The organism is Amycolatopsis silviterrae, from assembly GCF_042684085.1.
Classification (GTDB): Bacteria; Actinomycetota; Actinomycetes; order Mycobacteriales; family Pseudonocardiaceae; genus Amycolatopsis; species Amycolatopsis silviterrae.
This window is the reverse complement of record NZ_JBHUKS010000023.1, coordinates 226,101-249,398: the sequence shown is the minus strand read 5'-3', so window position 1 is coordinate 249,398 and position 23,298 is coordinate 226,101. Positions and strand designations below refer to the sequence as shown.

General features: G+C 69.4%; 20 protein-coding genes. 10 read left to right on the top strand and 10 right to left on the bottom strand.

Features of this window, described 5'->3' with window-relative positions; all coding sequences use genetic code 11:
• The first annotated feature begins 69 nt into the window (after positions 1 to 69).
• Genes ACFSVL_RS29505 through ACFSVL_RS29495 form a run of 3 tightly spaced genes read left to right on the top strand, consistent with a single transcriptional unit; the run spans position 70 to position 2,407 of the window.
• Positions 70 to 816: a YcnI family copper-binding membrane protein gene (locus tag ACFSVL_RS29505; protein WP_378308819.1), complete on the top strand. Its 747-nt coding sequence runs from the start codon at positions 70 to 72 to the stop codon at positions 814 to 816.
• Positions 816 to 1,382 carry a copper resistance CopC family protein gene (locus tag ACFSVL_RS29500; RefSeq protein WP_378308818.1) on the top strand — a complete coding sequence of 189 codons (567 nt, stop codon included), beginning with the start codon at positions 816 to 818 and terminating at the stop codon, positions 1,380 to 1,382. Before ACFSVL_RS29505 ends, ACFSVL_RS29500 begins: the two co-directional genes overlap by 1 nt.
• The gene (locus tag ACFSVL_RS29495; RefSeq protein WP_378308817.1) at positions 1,379 to 2,407 is read left to right on the top strand and encodes a copper resistance D family protein; all 1,029 of its coding nucleotides are present in this window, start codon (positions 1,379 to 1,381) and stop codon (positions 2,405 to 2,407) included. The genes ACFSVL_RS29500 and ACFSVL_RS29495 overlap by 4 nt, the downstream gene beginning before the upstream one ends.
• A gap of 171 nt (positions 2,408 to 2,578) precedes the next feature.
• On the opposite strand, the gene ACFSVL_RS29490 is transcribed toward ACFSVL_RS29495, so the two are convergent.
• Together ACFSVL_RS29490 and ACFSVL_RS29485 are read right to left on the bottom strand one after the other, a co-directional pair.
• Positions 2,579 to 3,469 carry a phosphotransferase gene (locus ACFSVL_RS29490; RefSeq protein WP_378308816.1) on the bottom strand — a complete coding sequence of 297 codons (891 nt, stop codon included), beginning with the start codon at positions 3,467 to 3,469 and terminating at the stop codon, positions 2,579 to 2,581.
• Positions 3,470 to 3,486: 17 nt separating this feature from the next.
• Positions 3,487 to 4,794, bottom strand: a complete 1,308-nt coding sequence (locus ACFSVL_RS29485) for a tetratricopeptide repeat protein (RefSeq protein ID WP_378308815.1) — start codon at positions 4,792 to 4,794, stop codon at positions 3,487 to 3,489.
• A 420-nt stretch (positions 4,795 to 5,214) separates the two neighbouring features.
• On the opposite strand from ACFSVL_RS29485, the gene ACFSVL_RS29480 reads away from it, so the two are divergent.
• From ACFSVL_RS29480 to ACFSVL_RS29470, 3 genes are all read left to right on the top strand, one after another.
• Positions 5,215 to 5,574: a hypothetical protein gene (locus ACFSVL_RS29480; protein ID WP_116205318.1), complete on the top strand. Its 360-nt coding sequence runs from the start codon at positions 5,215 to 5,217 to the stop codon at positions 5,572 to 5,574.
• A gap of 14 nt (positions 5,575 to 5,588) precedes the next feature.
• The gene (locus ACFSVL_RS29475; protein ID WP_378308814.1) at positions 5,589 to 6,011 is read left to right on the top strand and encodes a hypothetical protein; all 423 of its coding nucleotides are present in this window, start codon (positions 5,589 to 5,591) and stop codon (positions 6,009 to 6,011) included.
• A gap of 530 nt (positions 6,012 to 6,541) precedes the next feature.
• Complete coding sequence (locus ACFSVL_RS29470; protein ID WP_378308813.1) at positions 6,542 to 11,746, top strand: RHS repeat-associated core domain-containing protein; 5,205 nt, start codon at positions 6,542 to 6,544, stop codon at positions 11,744 to 11,746.
• Positions 11,747 to 11,789: 43 nt separating this feature from the next.
• On the opposite strand, the gene ACFSVL_RS29465 is transcribed toward ACFSVL_RS29470, so the two are convergent.
• The 4 genes from ACFSVL_RS29465 to ACFSVL_RS29450 are packed head-to-tail and all read right to left on the bottom strand — an operon-like array spanning position 11,790 to position 15,283.
• On the bottom strand, positions 11,790 to 12,206 hold the full coding sequence (locus ACFSVL_RS29465; protein ID WP_378308812.1) for a carboxymuconolactone decarboxylase family protein: 417 nt from the start codon (positions 12,204 to 12,206) through the stop codon (positions 11,790 to 11,792).
• Positions 12,203 to 12,667 (bottom strand): MerR family transcriptional regulator, encoded by a 465-nt coding sequence (locus tag ACFSVL_RS29460; RefSeq protein ID WP_378308811.1) that lies wholly within the window; start codon positions 12,665 to 12,667, stop codon positions 12,203 to 12,205. Before ACFSVL_RS29460 ends, ACFSVL_RS29465 begins: the two co-directional genes overlap by 4 nt.
• Before the next feature lie 41 nt (positions 12,668 to 12,708).
• Positions 12,709 to 13,968, bottom strand: a complete 1,260-nt coding sequence (locus tag ACFSVL_RS29455) for an MFS transporter (protein WP_378308810.1) — start codon at positions 13,966 to 13,968, stop codon at positions 12,709 to 12,711.
• Complete coding sequence (locus ACFSVL_RS29450) at positions 13,961 to 15,283, bottom strand: GH1 family beta-glucosidase (RefSeq protein WP_378308809.1); 1,323 nt, start codon at positions 15,281 to 15,283, stop codon at positions 13,961 to 13,963. Before ACFSVL_RS29450 ends, ACFSVL_RS29455 begins: the two co-directional genes overlap by 8 nt.
• Before the next feature lie 114 nt (positions 15,284 to 15,397).
• Here ACFSVL_RS29450 and ACFSVL_RS29445 point away from each other — a divergent pair, with 114 nt between their 5' ends.
• Positions 15,398 to 16,057, top strand: a complete 660-nt coding sequence (locus tag ACFSVL_RS29445) for a TetR/AcrR family transcriptional regulator (protein ID WP_378308808.1) — start codon at positions 15,398 to 15,400, stop codon at positions 16,055 to 16,057.
• A 4-nt stretch (positions 16,058 to 16,061) separates the two neighbouring features.
• Here ACFSVL_RS29445 and ACFSVL_RS29440 read toward each other — a convergent pair whose 3' ends face one another.
• On the bottom strand, positions 16,062 to 17,249 hold the full coding sequence (locus ACFSVL_RS29440) for an amino acid deaminase/aldolase (RefSeq protein ID WP_378308807.1): 1,188 nt from the start codon (positions 17,247 to 17,249) through the stop codon (positions 16,062 to 16,064).
• A 100-nt stretch (positions 17,250 to 17,349) separates the two neighbouring features.
• Between ACFSVL_RS29440 and ACFSVL_RS29435 the strand changes: the two genes are divergently transcribed.
• Positions 17,350 to 18,651 carry a D-arabinono-1,4-lactone oxidase gene (locus ACFSVL_RS29435; RefSeq protein WP_378308806.1) on the top strand — a complete coding sequence of 434 codons (1,302 nt, stop codon included), beginning with the start codon at positions 17,350 to 17,352 and terminating at the stop codon, positions 18,649 to 18,651.
• Here the strand turns inward: ACFSVL_RS29435 and ACFSVL_RS29430 are convergent, their stop codons facing one another.
• The 3 genes from ACFSVL_RS29430 to ACFSVL_RS29420 are packed head-to-tail and all read right to left on the bottom strand — an operon-like array spanning position 18,652 to position 20,950.
• Positions 18,652 to 19,596, bottom strand: a complete 945-nt coding sequence (locus ACFSVL_RS29430; protein ID WP_378308805.1) for a ribose-phosphate diphosphokinase — start codon at positions 19,594 to 19,596, stop codon at positions 18,652 to 18,654.
• On the bottom strand, positions 19,596 to 20,246 hold the full coding sequence (locus ACFSVL_RS29425) for an SDR family oxidoreductase (protein ID WP_378308804.1): 651 nt from the start codon (positions 20,244 to 20,246) through the stop codon (positions 19,596 to 19,598). The genes ACFSVL_RS29430 and ACFSVL_RS29425 overlap by 1 nt, the downstream gene beginning before the upstream one ends.
• Positions 20,247 to 20,287: 41 nt before the next feature.
• Positions 20,288 to 20,950 (bottom strand): hypothetical protein, encoded by a 663-nt coding sequence (locus tag ACFSVL_RS29420; RefSeq protein ID WP_378308803.1) that lies wholly within the window; start codon positions 20,948 to 20,950, stop codon positions 20,288 to 20,290.
• A 419-nt stretch (positions 20,951 to 21,369) separates the two neighbouring features.
• On the opposite strand from ACFSVL_RS29420, the gene ACFSVL_RS29415 reads away from it, so the two are divergent.
• Both ACFSVL_RS29415 and ACFSVL_RS29410 read left to right on the top strand, forming a co-directional pair.
• Entirely contained in the window at positions 21,370 to 22,440 is a 1,071-nt protein-coding gene (locus tag ACFSVL_RS29415) for an HpcH/HpaI aldolase/citrate lyase family protein (RefSeq protein WP_378308802.1), read from the top strand.
• Entirely contained in the window at positions 22,437 to 23,291 is an 855-nt protein-coding gene (locus ACFSVL_RS29410) for an HpcH/HpaI aldolase/citrate lyase family protein (RefSeq protein ID WP_378308801.1), read from the top strand. The genes ACFSVL_RS29415 and ACFSVL_RS29410 overlap by 4 nt, the downstream gene beginning before the upstream one ends.
• Positions 23,292 to 23,298 lie beyond the last annotated feature (7 nt).

Sequence of the window (23,298 nt, the reverse complement as noted above, 5' to 3'; positions counted from 1 at the left end):
ACGACCACCCTTCCCCCTTTCCGGCGCAGGCGTTGCCCTCCGCCGGCCCTTCCCTGTTCAGGAGCAGTTGTGTCCCACCATGTCTTCCGTCGCGCCGGCGTGCTCGCCGCGACCGTCGCCGCCACTGGTTTGCTCGGCGCCGGCATCGCGTCCGCGCACGTGACCGCCAACGTCTACGGCGAACAGCCTGCCAAGGGCGGCTACGGCACGATCTTCTTCCGCGTTCCCAACGAGGACGCGAAGCTCGGCACCATCAAGGTCGAGATCGACGTCAAACCGGACTACGGCATCGGCAACATCCGCACCAAGCCGATCCCCGGCTGGACCGCCGAGGTCACCAAGTCGAAGCTGCCGCAGCCGGTGACCACCGCGTCCGGCACCAAGATCACCGAGGCGGTCACGAAGGTCGTCTGGACCGCGCAGCCGGGCACCAAGATCGGCGCCACCGAATTCCAGGAATTCCAGATCAGCGGCGGCCCGCTGCCGTCCAACGTCGACCAGCTGGAGTTCCCGGCCATCCAGACGTATGAGGGTGGCAAAGTGGTGGACTGGAACCAGCCCACCCCGCCCAGCGGCGAGGAACCCGAGCACCCGGCCCCGGCGATCAAGCTCGCCGCCAAGTCCGCGGAGCACGGCGGCCAGACGCAGACCGCGACCGCCGACGAGCACGCCGAAGCCGCTTCGTCGTCGGACAGCACGGCACGCTGGCTCGGCGGGGCCGGCCTCGTGGTCGGCGCGCTCGGGCTCGGAGTCGGCGCGGGCGCGGTGCTGCGCTCCCGTCGACCGGCCGCCGGAAAGACCGAAGGAACCAAGTAATGCGTAAAGCGCTCCTCGCGCTGGCGATCTCCGGGGTGGCCCTGCTCGGCACGGCCACCCCGGCGCTGGCGCACAACGTGCTGATCAACTCCGACCCGGCCAACGGCGCGTCCGTCGCCAAGGGCCCGGCGAAGGTCACGCTCACGTTCGACCAGTACGTGCAGAACGCCGACGTCAACCAGATCGCGGTGACCGGACCGGACGGCAGCCAGTGGGCCGAGGGTCCGGTGTCGGTGGAGAACAACGTGCTCAGCGCGCCGCTGCGGCCGCTCGGCCCGGCGGGCAAGTACACCGTCGGCTACCGGGTCCTCTCCGCCGACGGGCACCCGGTGTCCGGCGAGATCCCGTTCACCCTCACCACCGCGGGCACCGGCACCCCGGCGCAGGGCGACGCGGCCAAGGCGGCCGGCGCACCGGCTCAGTCGGCCCCGGCGGCCTCGTCGTCATCGTCGAGCGGGGTGCCGATCTGGGTGTGGATCGCCGGTGCGGTGGTCCTGCTCGCGATCGGCCTCACCGTCGCGCTGCGCACCGGCCGCGACCCCGGATCGGACAAGGCGGACCAGTGACGCGAGCCGAGACCACCTCCGCGGTCCGCTGGGCCACGCTCGCCTGCGTGGTCGTCGCGGGACTGCTGGGCGCGCTGATCGGCATCGCGCTCACCGCGTCCTCGCCCATTCCGGGCGTGGTGGAACCCAGCGAGGTGGTCTCGGCGGCCATCCCGATCGTGCGCGTGCTGCTGGATCTGGCGGCGGTCGCGACGATCGGGCTGGCCCTGTTGTCCGTGCTGGTCGGCTACGACCGGCCGAAGCTCACCGAACCGGTCATGCGGCGGGCCCGTCCCGCCGCCGTCGCCGCCGCGCTGATCTGGGCGGCGACCGCGGTGATCGCGCTGATCCTGCAGACCGCGGAGTACAAACCGGGCAACAAGATGCTGACCGCGGGCGACATCGGCAGCTACATCGCCGACGTCGGCGCGGGCAAGGCGCTGGTGATCGTCGCGGTGCTCGCGCTGCTGCACGCGGCGCTCGGCTTCGTCGCGTTGCGCAAGGGCGAGAAGGTGCCCGCCGAAGTGCGGGTGGGCCTTGGCATGTTCGCGCTGCTGCCGTTGCCGGTCACCGGCCACGCGTCGAACTGGGCCTATCACGACTACACGATGATCTCGATGGAGCTGCACGTGATGAGCGCGGTCGCCTGGTGCGGCGGGCTCGGCGCGATGATCGTGCTGCTGGCCGCCAACCGGACGCTGCTCGCGCACGCGCTGCCGCGGTTCTCGAAGCTGGCGACGCTCTGCCTGCTGCTCTCCGCGGTGACCGGTCTGTTCAACGGCGTCGTGGAGATCCTGGCCAACCCGACGATCGGCTTCTGGGCCGGCGTGTTCACCACGCCGTATGGCCAGCTGATGGTGCTGAAGCTGCTGTGCACCGGCGCGATCGCGCTGCTGGCCGCCAACTTGCGGTGGCGGCTGATGCCGCGCATCGTTCGGCATCAGCGGACGGCGCTCGCGTCGTGGGCCACGCTGGAACTGACCGTGATGGGGCTGGCTTTCGGCTTCGCGGTGGTGCTCACCCGGGCCCCCGTCGCGGTGTCCTGACCGGCCGAAGTGACGGCGGGTAGCCGCAACTTGCACAATGGGACTAGCAATACGCTAACTGGGGCGACCCGCCGGACCGAATTATCGCTGCGCAGCGATACGACATCAGCCATCGACGGGAAAGCGGCGAACGGTCATCTGCAGTCGGCGAATGCACGTGCAGAATGCCGTTCAGCGGTATCTCGTCCACGCGGTGGCCGTCCGCCCGGCACGCAGATCCGCTAACCGGCGGCGCAATTCGGCCCGCACCGGCGGATGACTGCGCAGAATCGGCAGCACGCTCGTCGTCAGCTTCAGCTCCCGCACCGCCCGGAGCACGGAAAACCCTGGCCAGGCGGTCACGTCGAAACCATAAGCCGTCACGAACTCCGCATATCGGGCAGGTGGGTCACCGAACCGTTCGCGGCCGACGGCCAGCGGCGTCAGATCCCATTCCGGCGGGCCGACGCAGGAGGAATCGAAATCGCACAGCACCGGTCCGTCCGGGCCGGGCAGCACGTTCCCCGGATGCGCGTCGCCGTGCACGAATCCCCTGGCCAGCGGGAAATCCAGGGTGTCGAGCCGGTCCTGCACCTCGGCGCAGCGCTCCAGCAGGAACCGCTGGTCGTCGTCGGCGAGCTCCTCCGCGTCGGCGACTCTGGCCTCGACCGAACGCAGCGGTTCCCACGCGGGCAGCCCGTCCGGCGGGGGCAGCGCGTGCACCCGGCGCAGCAGCCCGGCCAGGTCGGCCGGCGTCGGCGAGGGTCCGGAGAACGGGACCAGCTCCCACACCGTCACGAGATGTCCTTGCACGTCAAGCGGTTGCTCGACCCCGGAAAGCAGCCGGACCGCGGGCACGTCGTACCGGGCGAAATGCTCGGCGACGCGCACGACCGTGCCGACGCGGTGGCGCAGTTTGGTGGAGCCGACGATCCGCACGACGACCGGTGCGCCGTTCAGCGCGAAGACCGCGTTGTTGGTGAACCGCAGCAGGCGCGCGCCCGCCGGATCGAGGCCGAGCCGAGCGCACGTGGCGACCAGCACCCGGCGCAGTTTCGCAAGGGTGAACCTGCCTTCGGGCAAGGGGCGATCCGGTCGGCTCAGGCCGCGTAGAAAATCTTGAGCCGGTCGGCGAGGTCACGGGCGTCGGGGTTGTTGCTCCGCCGCTCGGCCTCCGCCTGCAGCGGCCGCATCCGGTCCTTGACCCGCGCGGATTTGATGCTTTCCGCGCATTCGATGGCCTTGCTTCCGATCTTCACGCCGTGGTCGATATCGCCCTCGAGCAGGTGGTTCGTGGCGAGCGCGCTGAGCATGAACGCCTTGCTGCGCGCCATGTCGTCGGTGTACGCGTCGACCGCTCGGCTCAGTGCCGGGATCGCGTACTTCGTGTGTTCCGGGTTCTTCATCGCCAGCACGGTGTGCACGGTGCCGGTCATCGCGTAGACGTCGGTCTCGTTGAAGAACTTGACCCACGATTCGGCCTTGGCCAGGTCGGCGCGCGCGAACTCGTCCTTGCACCGGCCGAGCAGCTTCACCGACTGTTCCTCGTTGCCCATCATCGCGTAGGCCCACGCCTCGTTGGCGCAGAGCACGGCGACGGCCAGCTCGGAACCGGATTCCTGCGCGGCGATCTGGCCGAGCTGGAACAGTTTCAGCGCGTCGTTCGCGGCGTCCTGGTGCAGGTAGACGCGACCCATCCGGTAGAGCACGTTCGCCACCAGATGGTGGTCGCCGCCCTGTTTGGCCAGGTCGAGCGCCTGCGCGAAATGGCCGCGGGCGGAGTCCATCAGACCGGTGTCGAACGACGTCCAGCCCGCGAGGCTGTGCAGGTCGGCGATCGCGGTGAACAGCCGCTGTTTCACCGGATCGGCCGCGCTGGAGTCGAGCATCTGCTGTCCCCAGGACAGCTGGGCGACCACCGCGTCGCGGCAGAATCCGCCGCCGTACTGGTAATCGAGCGCGCGCAACGCTCTGGTCGCCGCCTCGACCTGGCGCACGTCGGTCGTCCCGATGCGCCCGGGGGCGGGAGTGCGCGCGGGCGCCTCCGACCACGTGCCGGATTCCGGACCGAACACCGCCGCACCCATCGTGACCTGGGCGGCGTGCGCGAGGAACCTCCGTCGCTTCACGGACTCGTCCTCCTCAGCCTGCCGGCCGTCGGACGCGCCGACGACCCGTATCGCCGTGGTCTCGTCATAGGCGAGACCCATGTATCCACGGGGGACACCCAGGCCGTCGGCGATTCTCGTGAGCACGTCGTAGGCCATGACCTGGCGACCCTTGAGGATCTCCGACACCTCGGACTGCGACTGGCCGGTCATCGCGGCGATCTGGCGCTGCGATACTCCGTGTTTGCGCAACAGCCGGTACACGGCGCTGACCTCGCGGGCGGCGAGCGCCTCCCGCATCTCGGGCTGTTCCCAGGCGTCGGCCGGAACCGGACTGCCTGACCGGGCGTCTGCGTGAGAGACTCCGGACCCATTGCCAGCACTGGCATCCATTGCCATTGCGCCCCCTCACCGTCTCCTGGGCGTCTGATCAGCACCCTAAGCACCCGCGAGAACCTTGTGAAACGCGCGAACAGCGGGGTTGATCGGCAGGGCCGAACTCCGCTGACCGCTTACCGTGGAACGCGGTCCGGTCACCGCTATGACGCGGTTTCGACCTTCTCTCGCACCCGGTTTCACTTCACTGTAGTTGCCAGATCTCCGTCACCGCCCGGATACCCGCAGCGATCACGGAGAGCGATGGACCCGACGACACAGATCTGCCGGGACAGGTGCATCCCGCAAGATGCGCCGCCCGGGACGACAAAGCGTGGAGGGACAGTGGAGTTCGTGGATTCGCTCGGTGGAGGACAAGCCGGGACCGCGGTGCGGTCCGTTCGGCCGGCCGCACCGGGAATCGCCACGGCACGTCCGGTGCCGCCTACTGTCGCTTCCGCCGTCGCCGCCTCGGTGTCCGCTGACCCGCGTACCGCGGGCGTGCGGCATTTCGAGGGCGGCCAGGTCGTGTGGCGCGTGCAATGCGGCGATCTCATCAGCCGTGAGCGCGCCGTGACGGTGTTCGTCGAGGACGACGAGGTAGTGGTGGTGTCGCCCCCTGGGGAGACCGCCCGGCTCACGTCCGGACAGCTCGGCCAGCTCCGGGCCGCGCTCAACGAAGCCGCCACTATGGCGGAAAGGTGACGGTGAGTTTCTCCATGGATCAGGTACTTGGCCAGGTTCTCCGCAACGCGGTGTGGGAGCGCCTCGACATGCTGTCCGACCTGGCGGAACGCGCCGACGCCCCGTCGCTGGTCTCGGTCGCCCGCTCGGAACTGCCCCGGCTGGCCGAGGGCTGGCGCGCGATGCTGCAGGCCCACGAGCCCGACGAGCGCGGCGACTGCCCCACCTGCTCGACCCGCTGGCACCGCTGCAAGGCCCCGTGCTCGGTGTGGCAGGTGGCGCACGAACACCTGGTAGCCGGCGGCCTGGCCCCGCAGGCCTTGTCCGCCGCCGGACACCGCCCTGCCCGCCGCCGCGCCGGGGTCCCGACCGTCCCCGGCCAGAACCGCCGAGCCGAGTCCCCCGCGGAGACCACCGGCAGGCACGCACTGGTGAAGCCGCGCCCGGTCAGCGCCTAAGCCCTCGGGAGTGGTGCTTCCGGGCGGAACACCACTCCCGACCCCGACTGGCGAGCGAGCGACTGTCCCGGACGCCCCATCCGGCAAGGTCGCCGGCATCCTCGCCCGGCCGAGGGCTGGTTCGTCCGTACCCCCGAGCGAGACGGACCGCCCTCGGCCACCCCCTAGCCTCGTAACGCGATTAATCGAAAAATGTCCGGCAGAACACCTAGCGAACGCAGTAATCCGGCGCTAGGTTGAAGATCATCGCACCGGCCCCCGCAGCCGGACGCGACCTAGAACTCCGCGGACCGGTGCCGTTGCACTCCCCTCCCCCGACCGGCACCGGTCCGCGGTTCCACTTCCCCGGCCCGCCGCGGATTCCTCGAAACCCGCGGCGGGTTTGGCGTGTTCGCACGGGTATCGACGAGGTAATTCCGTGCACCACCAGGGCTAACGCCCCGCAACGGTCGGTATCCTGTTCCGGGGGCCGTGCGTTCGAATTCGGCTGCGCGCCCAAGAGATGGTGTTGAGCGTGGAGAAGGGCCGGCATGTCGAATCCTTTGGTGGCCGAAAAGAAGGATTCGACGTCGGCGATCTCCGGCATCACGATCCTCGAGGCCGGAAAGGGCCTCAAAGACGGCATCGAGTCCGGCGACTGGGCGGCGACCGTGATGGGCGCGGTCGGGGTCGGCATGGAAGCGCTCGCCGCGGTGATGGACCCGTTCGGCGCGATCCTCGCCGCGGGCGTCGGCTGGCTGATCGAACATGTCGGCCCGCTCAAGGAAGCGCTCGACAAACTGGCCGGCGACCCGGATCAGGTCCACGCGTACTCCGAGACCTGGAAGAACGTCTCCAAAGAGGTCAGCTCCGTCGCACAGGATCTGGCCGCACAGGTCAAAAAGGACATTGAGTCGTGGGAGGGCGGCAGCGCCGACGCCTACCGCAAACAGGCCGAGGAGGTCGCCAAGACCCTCGAAGGCGCCGCGCAGGCCTGCGAGGGCGCGGGCAGCGGGGTGAAGACCGCGGGCGAGGTCGTCGGCGCGGTGCGGATGCTGGTGCGCGACATCATCGCCCAGGTCGTGGCGCACCTGATCTCGTGGGCGCTGCAGGTGCTGTTCACCCTCGGCATCGGGATGGCCTGGGTGGTGCCGCAGGTGGTCAACCTGGTGGCGAAGACCGCCAAGCAGATCGCCGAACTGGTCAAGAACCTCACCAAGGCGCTCAAGGAACTCGGCAAGCTGCTCACCAAGGCGCGCGGCCTGTTCGACGATGTCGCCAAGTCGATGAAGGGCATCAAGTCCGGCGGCAAGGACGCCACGCACACACCGAAGGACATCAAGTCGGGCGGCGGCTCCACGAAGCCCTCCGGAGCGAAAGACACCCCGAACGAAAAGAGCGGCGGCGGCGAGAAACCACCACCGCCGGTCAAGGACGAATCCACCAACACCTCCGGCGCGCACGACGGCCCCGGCGAAAACAAGGGCGGCGGGAACCACGAGCCGCCACCGCGCGAGCCGGTGAAAGACGAGGGCAACGGCGGATCCGGCGGCGAAGCGGGCAAAACCGACCGCGGCGGGAACGAGTCGGCCACCGGGCCGACGGGCGGCACCGAAACGTCCGGCGCGAAGAAGCAGAGCGACCCCGAGCCGGAATGCAAGACCGACCCGGTCGTCATCTCCAGCGGCGAGGTGCTCATCGAGGACTTCGACCTCGAACTGGCGCACCTGCTGGTGCGACGGACGCATCGCTCGTCCTACCGCTCGGGGCGCTGGTTCGGCCCGACGTGGGCGTCCACTGTGGACCAGCGGCTGGAGTTCGGCGAGGAATACATCCGGTACTACGGGCCGGAAGGCGTCATCCTCTACTACCCGATGCCCGCCGGGGACGAGCCGGTGCTGCCGATCGAGGGCGCGCGCTGGCCGTTGACCCAGCACGCCGACGGCAGCTGCGTCATCGACCAGGTGCACCCGGAGCGCACGATGCGGTTTTCCGGCGAGGGCAAGGTATTTCCACTGCGCTCGATCGAGGACGCCGACGGCTCGTGGACCGAACTGTCCTATGCGGACACCGGCGCGCCCGCGCTGCTCACGCATTCGAGTGGGGTCCAGGTCGGCTTCCGCACGGACGGGCACCGGATCACCGAACTGCGGATGATCGGCTCCGGCCCGGCTCCGGACGTCGTCGTGCGCGGCTATCGCTACAACTACCAGGGCCGCCTTTCCGAGGTCGTCAACTCCTCGGGGACGGCGAAGCGCTACACCTACGACCCCGACGGCAGGGTCACGACCTGGGAAGACCGCAACGGCGTCAGCTACCGCTACGTCTACGACGCCGAGGGCCGCTGCGTGCGCACCGAGGGCGCGCAAGGCTTCTACAACGGCGCGTTCGAGTACCACCCCGCCGCCCGCGTCACCCGGTTCACCGACTCGCTCGGCCACGTCTCGGAATACGAGTACAACCTGGAGGGCAGGCCGGTCCGGGAGACCGATCCGCTGGGCAACGTGACGCTGTCGGAATGGGATCGCTACGGCAATCTGCTCCGCCGGGTCGACCCGCTCGGCCGGGTCACCGAGTACACCTACGCTGACGACGGCACGCCGCTCACCATCACCCGTCCCGACGGCAGCCTCGCCGAACTGGAGCACGACGGCACCGAACTGGCCGCGATCACGGTGCACGGCAACGGCCGGAGCTGGCAGCGCCGGTACGACCAGCCCGGCTCCGCACTCGAGGTGCCCGAGTTCTTCGCGAGCGAGCCCGAGACCGACGACCCCGCCGCGGAACTGGACCAGTTCGGCAGGCCGCGTTCGGCACCCGAGGCCGGCGGCGGACGGACGCAGCTGGGCTGGACGGTCGACGGCAAACCCGCCTCGCGGATCGGGGTGCGCCGCGAGCGCGCGATGTGGCGGTATGACCGCGAGGGCAACGAGATCGAGCACGTCGACGAGCTCGGCCGGGTGACCCGGCGGGAGTACGGCCCGTTCGACGTGGTCACCGCGGTCGTGGACCCGTCCGGCGCGCGCACCAGCTACACCTACGACACCGAGCTCCGGCTGACGTCGGTGACCGATCCGCTGCACCGCACCTGGACCTACACCTACGACCCGCTCGGCAGGCTGGTCGCGCAGACCGATTTCGACGGCCGGACCCGCACCTACTCCTACGACGCGGCCGGGCAGCCGATCCGGGTGACCGAGCCGGACGGTTCGGTCACCGAGAACGGGTACGACCTGCTCGGCAACCGGATCGAGGTCCGCGGTCCGCACCGCACCGTGCGCTACGCCTACGACCCGGTCGGCAACGTCGTTCGCGTCGAGTCGGCGGACTCCGTGGTGGAGTTCGACCGCGATCTGTACGGCCGGGTCGTCCGCGAGGCGATCGACGGCGTCGAGGTGCGCTTCTCCTACGACGAGCGCGGCCAGACCATCCGCCGCCGTACGCCGTCGGGCGCGGAGAGCGTGTGGACCTTCGACGAGGAAGACCGGCCGGTTTCGCTGACCACGGCGGGACACACCGTCCGCTACCGGCTGGACGACGAGGGCCGCGTGCTCGCCCGCGACACCGACGGGACCAGCACTCTGCAGCAGGCGTTCGGCCCGCGCGGGCTGGTCACCGCGCAGCAGGTTTCCCGTGGAACGACGCCGGTGCAGCGACGCGGTCTCGAGTACTACGCGGACGGCAGCCTCGCCGCGGTGCAGGACAGCGTTGCCGGGAAAACCGCCTTCACCCGGGATCCGGCCGGACGGGTGGTCACGGTGTCCTCGCCGGCGGGCGGGGAAGAACTGCGCTACAACCCGGCCGGCGAACTGACGGCCTGGTCAGGCAGCCCCGGCCTGTCCGCCGACTACGACTCGCTCGGCCGCCGGATCCGGCACCGCGAGGTGCATCCGGGCGGAGTGCGGGTGTGGGAGTACGCCTGGACCGGCGATCTGCTCACCGGCCTGCGCACGCCGGACGGCGCCCAGTGGCGCTACCGGTACGACCCGCTCGGCCGCCGGATCGCCAAGGAACGGCTGCTGGCAGACGGTTCGGTCGCCGAATCGACCCGGTTCGTGTGGGACGGCTTCGTGCTCATCGAGCAGGAACACACCGACCCGGCCGGAGTGCGCCGCACGACGACCTGGGAACGCAGGCCGGGCAGCGACGAACCGGTCACCCAGCTCGAACGCGGCCCGGGCGGCGACCGGTTCGCGTCCGTCGTCACCGATGCCATCGGCACGCCGACCGACCTGATCGACGAGCACGGCGGCCTCGCCTGGACCGCGCGTCGTTCGCTGTGGGGCCGAGTGCAGCCCGGCGGCATCCCGCTGCAGTTCCCCGGCCAGTACGCCGACGCGGAATCCGGCTTGCACTACAACGTTTTCCGCTACTACGACCCGGCCGCCGCGCGCTACCTCAGCCAGGACCCGCTCGGGCTGGAGGGCGGGCCGAACCCGGTCGCCTACGTCCCCGACCCGTTCGCCGCCTACGACCCGCTCGGCCTCGAAGGCTGCGGAAAGGGCAAAGGCAAGGCCACGGATCCGCCGCCGGCGGACTCCACGGCCAAGCACAACGCCGGCAACGGCGGCGGGAGCAGCAAGTCCGCCGCCGCCGACGGCGGCAAGGGCAAAAACAAGCGCAAACGCGACGACGGCGACGACGGTTCCAGCGGCTCCGACGGCAAGTCGAGCGCGAAGAAAAAGAAGGACCCGGACGTCTGGGACCGGATGGCGTGGAACTCGGACGCCAAGAACGCGCGCAAGAACCAGACCGGCGACAAGAACGATCCGTTCCACAAGGCCGGGAGCGATGTCGCGCAGCGGCACATCATCTCGTTCCAGAAAATGCGGGACGGGCTGAAGAACTGGGTGCACGAACAACCGGTCGAAAAGCAAAGCGCGCTGACCAAGAAATACGGCGAGGACGAACTGCCGAAGCTGCACAACGAGCCCAAGAACCTGCCGCTCGGCCCGCAGCACACCAACGCCGGGATCGGCGGCGTCTCGACCCGGATCGGCAACATCGAGGACGGGATCGCGGGCAAGCTCAAGGTCGGCAAGAACGACAAGATCACGACCGAGAATCCGAAGTGGCCGAGCGATTCGCTGGACAAGAGCGGCGGCTACAAGCACAAGGACCACCCGGAACTCGACAAGAACTGGCGTCCGATCGGCCAGCAGGCGGACCGCATCACCGATCCGAAGGAAATGAACCGGGCCACCCGCGACATCGGCGACAGCGCGGACTTCGACTGGCCCGGCGGCACGAAGGACGAATTCGAGAAGTGGCACAAGTCCTTCAACGACTTCACCGACCTCAAGGAAAACCCCAAGAACTACACCGAAAAAGACGTGGACGACATGATCAAGCGGTTCCACGATCTGCCCTCGCCGTCCGGGCGGCATCCCACGATCGACGAGTACAACAAGGCTCCGGACGGGCATCCGTACCGGTTCGACGACAAGGGCAAGCCGGTCGACGTCGACACGGATCCGCATCCGGACTGGAAGCGCCCGGACAAGCCGCTCGACGGAAACCAGATGCGCACCGAATGGGGCAACCGGAACGAGCAGGGCATCGGACCGACCAAGAAGGACTGGGACGACCTCGAAAACGGGAAGTACGACCCGAAGGAGTGGAACGACCCGGACAAGAAGAAGTACCTGGACGAGGTCGGCGAGCCCAGCAAACAGGACGTCAAGGACGCCGCCGCGGAGGCGAAAGCCAAGTCGGACAAGATGGCGGAGGACGCGCGGAAGAACCGCGGCTGGTGATCGCCGGAGCCCGGCACGAGAACCGGGCCGGGCTCCGCGGACGTCAGGCGGCTTCCTCCGCGTCGCGGGCGGCGAACACCTCGCGCGCGGCGAAGGTCGCGTTCAGCGCTCGCGGGAATCCCGCGTAGACCGCCGAGTGCATGAGCGCCTCGGTGATTTCCTCGCGGCTGAGCCCGACGTTCAGCGCCGCGCCGATGTGCACCTTGAGCTGCGGTTCGCAGCCGCCGAGCGCGGTCAGCACGCCGAGGGTGACCAGCTGGCGGCTGCGCGGGTCGAGGCCGGGCCGGTCGTACATGTCGCCGAAGGCGAACGCGGCCACGTGGTGTCCGAGGGCGGGGTTGATGTCGGCGAGGGAATCGATGACGGCTTCGCCCTGGTGGCCGTCGATGCGGGACAGCACGTCGAGCCCGTGCTTGCGGCGGGCGAGGTTTTCCGGGCTGTCGACGTCGTGCTGGATCACGGCAGGGGGCCTTCCTGGTAAGTGGCGATCTTGTATTCGGTGGCGGCGAGGGAAAGCTGCAGCTGGGCGATCTGCGCGCGCAGCGTGTCGCGGTGCTCCAGGAGCATTTCGCGCCGTTCGGGCACGGTGTCCGCGCCGGACTCGATCAGCTCGACGTAGCGGCGCAGGTCGCTGATCGGCATGCCCGAGACGCGCATCCGGGTCAGGAACACGAGACGGCGCACCGCCGCCGCGTCGTAAACCCGGTGCCCGGCGCTGTCGCGGGCGACCTCGACCAGCCCGATCCGCTCGTAGTACCGCAACGTGTGCGGGTTCAGCCCGAGATGTTCCGACGTGGTGGCGATGTCCCACTCGTTCGCGTCGTCGTCCCGGGCCAGTTCCCGCAGCGCTTCGACCGACACCGTGCCCGGCGGGTCGACCGCCAGGCGCAGCGCCTCGGTCAGCGCGTCTTCCTTCTCCATACCGAAGACGCTAAGCCTGTGAGCGCGCTCAAACGCAAGCGCTAACCCACCGACCGCACTCTGGTCACCAAAACCCCGGCCACCAGCGTCGCCACCGCGGACGCCGCGAACAGCCCCGGATAGCCGCCCAGCCAGTGCAGGATCAACGTCGTGAGCAGCGGCGCGACCACCTGCGGCAGCGAGTTCGCGATGTTGACCACGCCAAGGTCCTTGGCCCGGTTCTGCGCCGCGGGCAGCACCTGGGTCAGCATCGCCAGCGCGACCGCCATGTACGTCCCGAAGCCGACCCCCAGCAACGGCGACGCCACCAAGGCCACCGGCCAGCTCTGCCAGATCACCAGCAGCAACGCGGCCAGCGCCATGATCGCCGCCGAGCCGAGGACGTAAGGCTTGCGCTTACCGGACTTGTCCGAGAAGTGCCCGGCCAGCACCGCGCCGATCACCAGCGCCACGCCGTACAGGCCCATCATGATCAGCAGCCCGTTGTCCGGATCCGGGTAGTGCACCGCGTCCTTGAGGAAGAACAGCAGGTAGAGCGTCCCGAACGCGTTGCCGAGGTTGATCATGAAGTGACAGCCCCAGGCCCACGCGAAGTCCGGGTGCCGGCGCGGCGAGACCCACAGGTCGGCGAGGATTTCGCGGATCCGGCCGCTGGGGCGGAATTCCACCGGAAGCCGGGCGTCCGGGGTGCGCAGCACGAACGCCGCGGCACCGGCGAGCACGATCGCCGCGCAGGCCGCGTAGCCGAGCGGGAGCCCGGCGAGGTCGAGCATCACCACGACCACCACCGCGCCCAGCACGGTGCCGAGCATCTGCGCGATGCCGACCAGGCCGCCGACCTGCGCGCGCTGCCCGACCGGAACCCGGTCGGCGATGCCGGACATCAGCGTCGCGAGCATGCCGTTGAGCCCGGCCTGCACGAGACACCAGCCGATCGTCATGACGGCGACGTTCGGGGCTTCGGCCAGCACCAGCAGCCCGGCCGCACCGATTACGCCGCCCGCGATGGTCCACGGATGCCGCCGGCCGAAGCGCGAGCAGGTGCGGTCGGAGAGCAGGCCGATCGCCGGGTTCGCGACCAGCGCGACCGCCGCGCCGATGCCGGTCACGACGCCGAACACGGTCTCCTTGTTCGCGGCGTTGAGCAGTTCGGCCTGCTGCGGCAGCAAAACCTGGATCGGTGCGTAAATTCCCAGCCACAGCGCGATGTTCGCGAGGGTCAGCAGCGTCATCCACCCGGCGCGGACGCGTTTGACCGGTTCGGCGAAGACGTCCGGGACAGCGGCGGCGGTGTCACTCATGGCGGACCAGCTTCCGGTACCAGGCGAAGGAATCCTTGGGGGTGCGGCGCTGGGTCTCGTAGTCCACGTGGACGAGTCCGAAGCGGGGTGCGTATCCCTTGGACCATTCGAAGTTGTCCAGCAGGGACCAGACGAAGTATCCGCGGACGTCGACGCCGGCGTCCATGGCTTCGCGCACGGCCTGCAGGTGGCTGGCGAGGAATTCGATGCGTTCGGGGTCGGGGACGGTGCCGTCGGCGGCGGGTTGGTCGGCGAAGCTGCAGCCGTTTTCGGTGATCTGGATGGGCGGCAGGTGTTCGCGGTAGCGCTCGCGGAAGGACACCAGCAGTTCGCGCAGCGCCTGCGGGACGATCGGCGAATCGTTGGTGGTCATGGGATAACCCTCGATCGGGCGCAGTTCGAACGGCAGCGGGTTGCCCTCGCCGGGTGCGGTGACGCCTTGGGGTTCGTAGTAGTTGACGCCGTAGAAGTCGAGCGGCTGCGCGATCGTGGCCAGGTCGTCGGCGAAGTTCTCCGGCAGGTGCGGGTGGACCTGTTCGGGGTAGCTGCCGAGCAGCATCGGGTCGGCGAAGGTGCGGTTGATCAGCGCGTCGAGCCATTCGGCGGCGTCGCGGTCGGCCGGGGTGTCGTGGTCGGGCCAGATCGGCGAGTGGTTGTTCGCGGTGCCGATGCCGGTCGCGCCCGCCGCGCGCAGTGCCTGCACGGCCAGTCCGTGCGCGAGGTTCTGGTGATGCGCGGTGGGGAGGGCGTCGAGCAGCAGGAACTGGCCGGGCGCGTACTCGCCGATGGCGTAGCCGTAGATCGACATGACCATCGGCTCGTTGAGCGGGATCCAGAGTTTCGCCCGATCGGCGAAATGCTCCCCCACGATCGTGGCGTAATCGGCGAAGCGGAAGGCGGTGTCGCGCGAGAGCCAGCCGCCGGCGTCCTCGATCGCCTGCGGCGTGTCCCAGTGGTAGAGCGTGATGGCCGGGGCGATGCCGGCCGCGCAGACCTCGTCGATCAGCTTGTCGTAGAAGGCGAGCCCCTCCGCATTGGGCTTACCGGTGCCGTCGGGCTGGATCCGCGGCCAGGCGATCGACATCCGGTAGGCGCCGACGCCGAGTTCCGCCATCAGTGCGACGTCGGCGGAGTAGCGGTGGTAGTGGTCGGCCGCTACCTTGGCGTCCTCGCCCCGGGCGATCTTGCCTTCGGCGGCGGTGAAGGTGTCCCAGATGGACGGTCCGCGGCCGCCTTCGGCCGTCGCCCCCTCGATCTGGAACGCCGAGGTCGAGACACCCCACAGGAAGCCGGGCGGGAAGGTCGGATGGTCCACGCTGAGCACCCCAAACTTTCGGCCACCCTCGCGGGTGAACGTGAAAAGTTCTCATATGTTAGGTCGTCACTCTTCTCGGGGGAAGCCCCTCGGGACGCTAAAGTCCCAGATCAGATGAGTGATTCGCGAGAGACTCCGAGGAACGACGTGGCCGAGACCCAGGCTGAGCCCACTCCGCTCCGGCGAAAGCCGGTTCAGCAACGCAGCGCCCGGCGCGTGGAACAGATGCTGGACGCGAGCGCCGTGCTGATCGACGAGCTGGGGTACGACGCGCTCACCACCACGCTCATCGCCAAACGCGCGGGCGTGGCGGTCGGGTCGCTGTACCAGTTCTTCCCGGACAAACGCGCGGTCGTGCAGGCGCTGACGCAGCGGAACCTGGAACGGTTCGTGGCCGCGGTGAACGAGCGGCTGCAGGAGCTGAGCCCCGAGCACTGGTGGAACATCGTCGACTCGGTGCTGGACATCTACCTGCGGATGCACCGCGAGGTCCCGGGGTTCTCGAAGGTCCACTTCGGAGACGTCATCGACGTGCGGCTGCTGGCCGACGACCGCGACAACAACTCGGTCATCGCCGATTCGCTCGTCGAAATCCTGCGCGGGCACGTCGACCGGCCCGCCGACGAACTCCGTTTCGCCATCGCGATCGCCAACGAGACGGCGGACGCGCTGCTGAAGCTCGCCTTCCGCCGCGACCCGAACGGCGACGAGCGGATCGTCGCCGAGGCGAAGCACGTCGTGAAGGGTTATCTGGCAAGCAAATTCGGCGACTGACCGGTCAGCCGAAGCTTTGCCCCTCGCCGCGGTACGTCGGGACCGTTCGCTCGACCTGGCTGCCGCGGACGAGGTGGTACTGCAGGAACCGTTCGGCCAGCTCGCCTGCTTTCGCGTGCCGCAGCCAGACGCGATCGCCGAGCCGCAGGGTGCGCGCGGCCTCGCCGGTGACCGGCGTCTGCACTTCGCCGGCACCTTCAAAACCGAGCAGGCGCAAGCCTTCCGGCAGGTACGGCGACGGCACGCGAGAGGGGCCAGTGGGGCCGGAGGCGATGTATCCGCCGGAGAACAGCGTCGCGACGTTCTTCGCCGGGCGGCGCACCACCGGCAGTGCGAACAGGGCGGCCGGGCGCGGCTGGAAGTGCGAGTAGCCGTCGAACAGGGTCGGTGCGAGGAAGCCGGATCCGGCGGCGATCTCGGTGACCACGTTCTCCGCGCCGGTCGTTTCGATGCTTCCGGTGCCACCGCCGTTGACGAACTCCAGGTCGGCGACCTCGCGCACGGCACGCACCGCGGCGCTCCGGCGGCGCGCCAGTTCGGCGGCGGAACGGCGTTGCATCCAGCCGATCACCCGGTTTTGCACCCCGCGACCGGCGGCGTCGCCGAGACCGGCGATCTGGCCCTCGTACGCCATCATCCCGACCAGCCGGAAGCCCGGCCGCGCCACGATCTGGCGGGCGACCGCGGCCGCTTGGCCCGGCTTGAACACCGGAGAGCGCCGCGTGCCGACGTGGACGCCGGGCAGCGGACGCCACGACGCGTCGAGTTCCAGGCACACGCGGATGTCCGGGTGGCCGTGGCCGAGCGCGGCGTCGACGAGGTCGAGGTGCTCGGTCGAATCGACCATGATCGTGACCGCCGCGCGGGCGCGCTCGCTGGCGGCCAGGCGGCGGAGCGCCTCGTGGTCGGCGGTCGGGTACGCGACCACGATGTCGTCGGAGGTGCCCAGCTCAGCGTGCCAAACGGCCTCGGCGAGCGAGTAGCACATCAGGCCTTCGAAGCCGTCTCGCGCGAGCGCTCGCTCCAGCAGCGCACGGCAGCGCACAGACTTGCTGACCACCCGGATCGGCTTGCCCGCGGCGCGGCGCAGCAGGTCGTCGGCGTTGGCGTCGAAGGCGTCCAGGTCGACGATCGCGAGCGGCGGATCCAGGTCCTTCGTCGCGAGGTCGTACCCGTGCGCTGAGGTGGTCACGCGCTCAACGGTACGACAACGACGCTTGAAACGCGAATACTATTCACTTACGGTTTCGGCATCTATCGTGGGAACCTTCCAGCGAAGAACAGGTGCCGCAATGACGTGGAGCAACTGGGCCGGAACGGCCAAGGCCACCCCGCAACGGGTGCACCGGCCGCGCAGCGCGGCCGAGATCGCCGAGGTCGTGGCCGGGGTTTCCGCGGCGGGACACCGCGTCCGCGCACTCGGCAGCGGGCACTCGTTCACCGCGATCGCCGCCGCCGATTCCGACGCGCTCGACCTCACCGGGTGGACCGGCATCGAGCGCGCTGACCTCAAAACGCAGCAGGTCACCGTCCGTTCCGGCACCACGCTGCGCGCCCTCAACGCTGCGCTCGACGCGCTCGGGCTCGCCATGACGAACCTTGGCGACATCGACGCGCAGACCATCGCCGGCGCGATCTCCACCGGCACGCACGGCACCGGTGCGCGCTTCGGCGGGATCTCGACGCAGATCGTCGCGCTGGAACTGGTGCTGGCGGACGGTTCGGTGGTCGGCTGCTCGGCCGACGAACGCCCGGAACTGTTTGACGCCGCCCGGGTCGGCCTGGGCGCACTGGGCGTGATCACCACCGTGACGCTGCAGTGCGAACCGTCCTTCGCGCTCTCCGCGCAGGAACGGCCGGAGCCGCTGGAGCAGGTCCTCGACGGCTTCGACGACAGCGCGGCGAACAACGACCACTTCGAGTTCTACTGGTTTCCCTACGGCAGCAAGGCCTTGGTGAAGCGCAACAACCGCCTCCCACTGCACGCCGAGCGGAAACCGTTGTCGCGCCTGCGCCGGTTCGTCGACTACGACCTCACCGAGAACGTCGCGTTCGGCGGGCTCTGCCGGCTCGGCCGCGCGGTGCCGAAACTGGTGCGTCCGCTCGGCTCGTTCGCCTCGCAGGTGTCCTCGCCGCGCGAGTACAGCGACCTGTCGCACCGCGTTTTCGTGACCCACCGCGGCGTCCGGTTCGTCGAGTCGGAATACGCGGTGCCGCGCGAATCAGTGCTCGACGTGCTCGCCGAACTGCGCGGACTGGTGCCGCGGCTGAAAGATCCGGTGGCGTTCCCGGTCGAGGTGCGGGTCGCCGCGGCCGACGACATCTGGCTGTCCACCGCCAACGGCCGCGACTCCGCCTACATCGCGATCCACCAGTTCCTCGGCATGCCCTACCGCGAGTACTTCGCCGCGTTCGAAGCCCTCGCGGGCCAGGTCGGCGGACGGCCGCACTGGGGCAAAATGCACGACCTCGACGCGTCCGTGCTGCGCACCCGCTACCCGCACTTCGACGACTTCCTGCGGGTGCGCAAGGAGTGCGACCCGGCCGGGACGTTCGCCAACACCTATCTCGACCGGGTCCTCGGCCCCGCGTGATCAGTTCGGCTCGAACAGCGAACTGACCGACTCTCCATTGTGGATTCGCCGCATCGCCTCGGCCAGTGCCGGGGCGATGGACAGAATCCGCAGCTTCTCCGTGCGTTCCTCGGCCGGCACCGGCACGGTGTTCGTGCACACGATCTCCAGCACGTCCTCCTGGCCGCCGATCCGCTTGAGCGCGCCGTCGGCGAACAGCCCGTGCGTGCACGCGACCCGGATCGACCGCGCACCCATCTCGCGCAGCCGCCCGAGCAGTTCGAGCACCGTGCTGCCGCGCGCGATCTCGTCGTCCAGCACGATGATGTCGCGGCCGGCGATCTCGCCGATGACCGACGTGATCTCGACCCGATCGTCGGCGAAGCGCTGCTTGGCCCCGGCGGCGACCTTCGCGCCGAGCAGCCGGGCGAAGTGCGCGGCCTCCTTGGCGTTGCCCAGATCCGGCGATACGACCGTGGTTTCCGACAGGTCGTACTGCCGGAAGTACTGGGCCAGTTCGCGCAGCGCGTGCAGATGGTCGACCGGCACGCTGAAGAACCCGTGCACCTGCGGCGAATGCAGCGTCATGGTGAGCACCCGGTTCGCGCCCGCGGTGACCATCAGGTCCGCGACCAGCCTGCCGCCGATGGAGATCCGCGGCGCGTCCTTTTTATCCGAGCGCGCGTAGGAGTAGTGCGGCATCACGACGGTGATGCGCCCGGCCGAGGCACCGCGAGCCGCGTCGAGCATCAGCAGCAGCTCGACCAGGTTTTCCTGCACCGGCTTGACCAGCGGCTGGATCAGGAAAACGTCCCGCTCGCGGCAGTTGGCCTGCAACTGGACCTGCAGGCAGTCGTTGGCGAACCGGTCGATCTCCACCGGCAGCAGCGGGACGCCGAGGTTGGCGCAGATTTCTTCGGCCAGCTCGGGATGCGCGCTGCCGCTGAAAACCGCGATGTCGCGCATCAGATCCGGGACAGCGCGTCGGCGATGGAGTCCTCGCCGGAGACCAGCTCCAGCGTGCGCCCGGCCGTCGCCGGAGTGTCGAGCAGCGCCAGCAGCACCGCGGCGACGTCCTCGCGCGGGATCTCCGCGGTACCGGTCTTCTCGGCGATCTTCACCCGGCCGGTGCCGGACGCGTTGGTGAGGCGGCCGGGGCGCAGGATCGTCCAGTCGAGGTCGCGGGCCTTGAGGTCGTTCTCGGCGGCGAGCTTGGCCCGCAGGTAGGCGGCGAAAACCGGGTCGTGGCCGGGGTCGTCCGCCTTGTCCGCGTTGATCGAACCGACCTGGATGAACCGCCGGACGCCCGCCCGCTGCGCGGCGTCGGCGAACAGCACGGCCGCGCCCCGGTCGACGGTGTCCTTGCGGCCCTCGCCGCTGCCGGGGCCCGCGCCCGCGGAGAACACCGCGGCGTCCGCGCCTTCGAGTGCCTTGGCGACCGCGTCCACATCGGACTTTTCGAGGTCGAGCACGACGGTCTCAGCGCCAACGGCGGTGAGGTCCGGTTCGTGGTCCGGGTTGCGCACGATGCCGACCGGCGCGTCGTGCCGCTGCGCGAGCAGCTTTTCCAGGTGCAGGGCGATCTGGCCGTGTCCGCCAGCAATGACGACTCGCATGCGCCCGACTCTATCGCCGCGCGGAAACCGACGCCGGAGCCTCAGTCCGCCTCGGCGGGGACCGGGGCGTCGGCGTCCTCGCGCAGCAGCAGGTCGTAGGCCATCTCGTTGACCCAGCGCGAAACCGGGTCCTCCCGCAGCAGCACCCGGTCGTGGTGGGTGTCGAGGTCGAGGTCGGTGGTGGCGTACGGGTCGGCGGTGACGACCGCGAGGCCGTACGCACGGGCGCGCGGCAGGCAGTTCGACACGTAGTCATCGGTCAGCACGGCAGGCGATGGGAGCACCATCGCGGCCTCGCCGTAGCGCGAAAAGGGCACCGCGGAGGCCATCGCGGTCCGCCAGTGCCGGGCGACCGCGAGGACGCCGATGATCTCGGCGGCCGGCGCGGGTGCGGTCGCGGCCAGCTCTGGCCAGGTCCAGGTGTCGACGAGGGCGCGATCGGCGACGGGACCGACACCCATCGCGATCCGCTCCGCGTGCACGTCGGTCTTGAGCTTCGCGACGATGCTGACCTTGCGGCCGAGCAGGGTCGTCGCGGGCAGCACTACGCCGTTCCAGCCCAGCAGGGCCGCGGCCTTGCGCGCCAGCTCGTCGACGCTCGCGGGCAGCTCGATCGGCGGCAGCACCCGGCTCGCTGTCGTCCGGCTGCGCTTCGCACCGCCGGCGACCGTCGAGCGCTCGGTGTTCTGTGGGGTAGCCGCCACGAGTCCGCCTCCTTCAAGCACCTGTTCCCGAATACCGGCGAAAACCGGTACATGAACTGAGTACCAGGGCAAAGACGCGAGGTCTCCGGGTTGCCTCGCCGCGTGCGATCGGCGGCGCTCAGCGGTCGGTGACCGGTCGGTAGGCGGTCGTTCGACTTCAGCCCGACCGTGCGGCCAACCGAGTGAGACGGGGGTGAGTGGCGCGTACGGAGCGCGTCCCCTGGGTGTCCCGCCACCCGCACGGGGGCGGGGCAGGCAGCGCAGTGCCTTACTCCGATCGGCCTAATCGATCGGGTTCCACAGTGGACTTCCGCAGGTCACCGGCCTCACCCGGATGGCGGGTGAGCTTCGCCGCAGCGAGCGGGCACGGCCCCGGTTTAGGGTTACCCGTCGGTCAAGTACCCGCCGGGAGGACCAGGATGCGCTCGCCGAAGGACTTCTTCGCCCCGCTCGCCGTCGGAGCGCCGCAGCCGCCGCGGCAGATCCCGGTGCGGCCGTCGCGCATGATCCACTTTTTCGATCCGGGCAACGAAAAGATGGCCGCGAAGGTCCCGGACATCGCGAAGAAGACCGACGTGCTGCTGGGCAACCTGGAGGACGCGGTCCGCGCCGACCGGAAGGTTGCCGCGCGCGCCGGGCTGGTGTCGATCGCGAAGGCGACGGACTTCGGCCGCACGCAGCTGTGGACGCGGGTGAACAGCCTCGACTCGCCGTGGGTGCTGGACGACCTGATCACCCTGGTCACCGAGATCGGCGACAAGCTCGACGTGATCATGGTCCCGAAGGTCGAAGGCGCGCAGGACATCCATTACGTCGACCGGTTGCTGGCGCAGCTGGAAGCGCGCGCCGGGCTGACGAAACCGCTGCTGGTGCACGCGATCCTGGAGACGGCGAGCGGCGTCGCGAACGTCGAGGAGATCGCCGGCGCGTCCCCGCGCATGCAGGGCATCTCGCTGGGCCCGGCCGACCTGGCGGCGAGCCGCCGGATGAAGACGACCCGCGTCGGCGGCGGGCACCCGGGATATCTGGTGCGCACTGACCCGGTCGGCGAGGACCTCACCGAGGGCCGCACGACGTATCAGCAGGACCTGTGGCACTACACGGTCGCGCGGATGGTCGACGCGTGTGCGATGAACGGAATCCTTCCGTACTACGGACCGTTCGGCGACATCCGCGACGTGGTGGCGTGCGAGGACCAGTTCCGCAACGCCTTCCTGCTCGGCTGCGTCGGAGCGTGGAGCCTGCACCCGGTACAGATCGACATCGCGAAGAAGGTCTTCTCGCCGGCTCCGGCCGATGTGGCGTGGGCCCGGCGGGTGATCGCCGAGATGGGCGACGGCACCGGCGCGGTGATGATCGACGGGAAAATGCAGGACGACGCCTCGGTCAAACAGTGCCGGGTGGTCGTGGAACTGGCTGACGAACTGGCCGCGACCGACCCCGAACTGGCCGCCGCGTACGACGCCGCGACGAAGGAGATCCAGTCATGACCGAACTGCGACCGCGGCGGTCCGTGCTGTACATGCCGGGCGCGAACGAACGCGCGCTGGAGAAGGCGAAAACGCTGCCGGCGGACGCGTTGATCCTGGATCTGGAAGACGCCGTCGCTCCGGACGCGAAGGAAGCCGCGCGGGAACGGGTGTGCGCTGCGGTTTCCTCTTACGGCTCGCGTGAGGTGACGATCCGGGTCAACGGCCTGGACACCGAATGGCACGACGCGGACCTGCGCGCCGCCGCTGCCGCCGGCCCCGCCGCAGTGGTGGTGCCGAAGGTGAACTCGGCGGCCGAGGTGCACAACATCGAGCGCGCGCTGGAACTCGGCGGAGCGCCGGACCACACGAAGATCTGGGCGATGGTGGAGACGCCGGTCGCGATGCTGCACGCCGCGGAGATCGCGGGAGCGTCGGAACGGTTGACCGTGCTGGTGATGGGCACGAACGACCTGGCGAAGGAGCTGCACGCGGAATTCGTGCCTGGTCGGGGGCCGTTGCTGGGCGGGCTTTCGCTGTGTCTGCTGGCCGCCCGGGCGACCGGGAAGGTGATCCTGGACGGGGTCTACAACGACGTCAAGGACGCGGCCGGGTTCGAGGCGGAATGCTTGCAGGGGCGGCAGTACGGGTTTGACGGGAAGACGTTGATCCATCCTTCGCAGGTGGAGCCGTGCAACCGGGTTTTCGCGCCGTCGGAGGAGGAGATCGACCGGTCGCAGCGGATTATCGCGGCGTTCGAGGAGGCTTCGGCTGCCGGGCGCGGTGTGGTGACCGTGGATGGGCGGATGATCGAGAACCTGCATGTGGAGAACGCCCGGCGGGTGCTGGCGTTGGCGGAGGCGATCGGGTAGCGCCTTG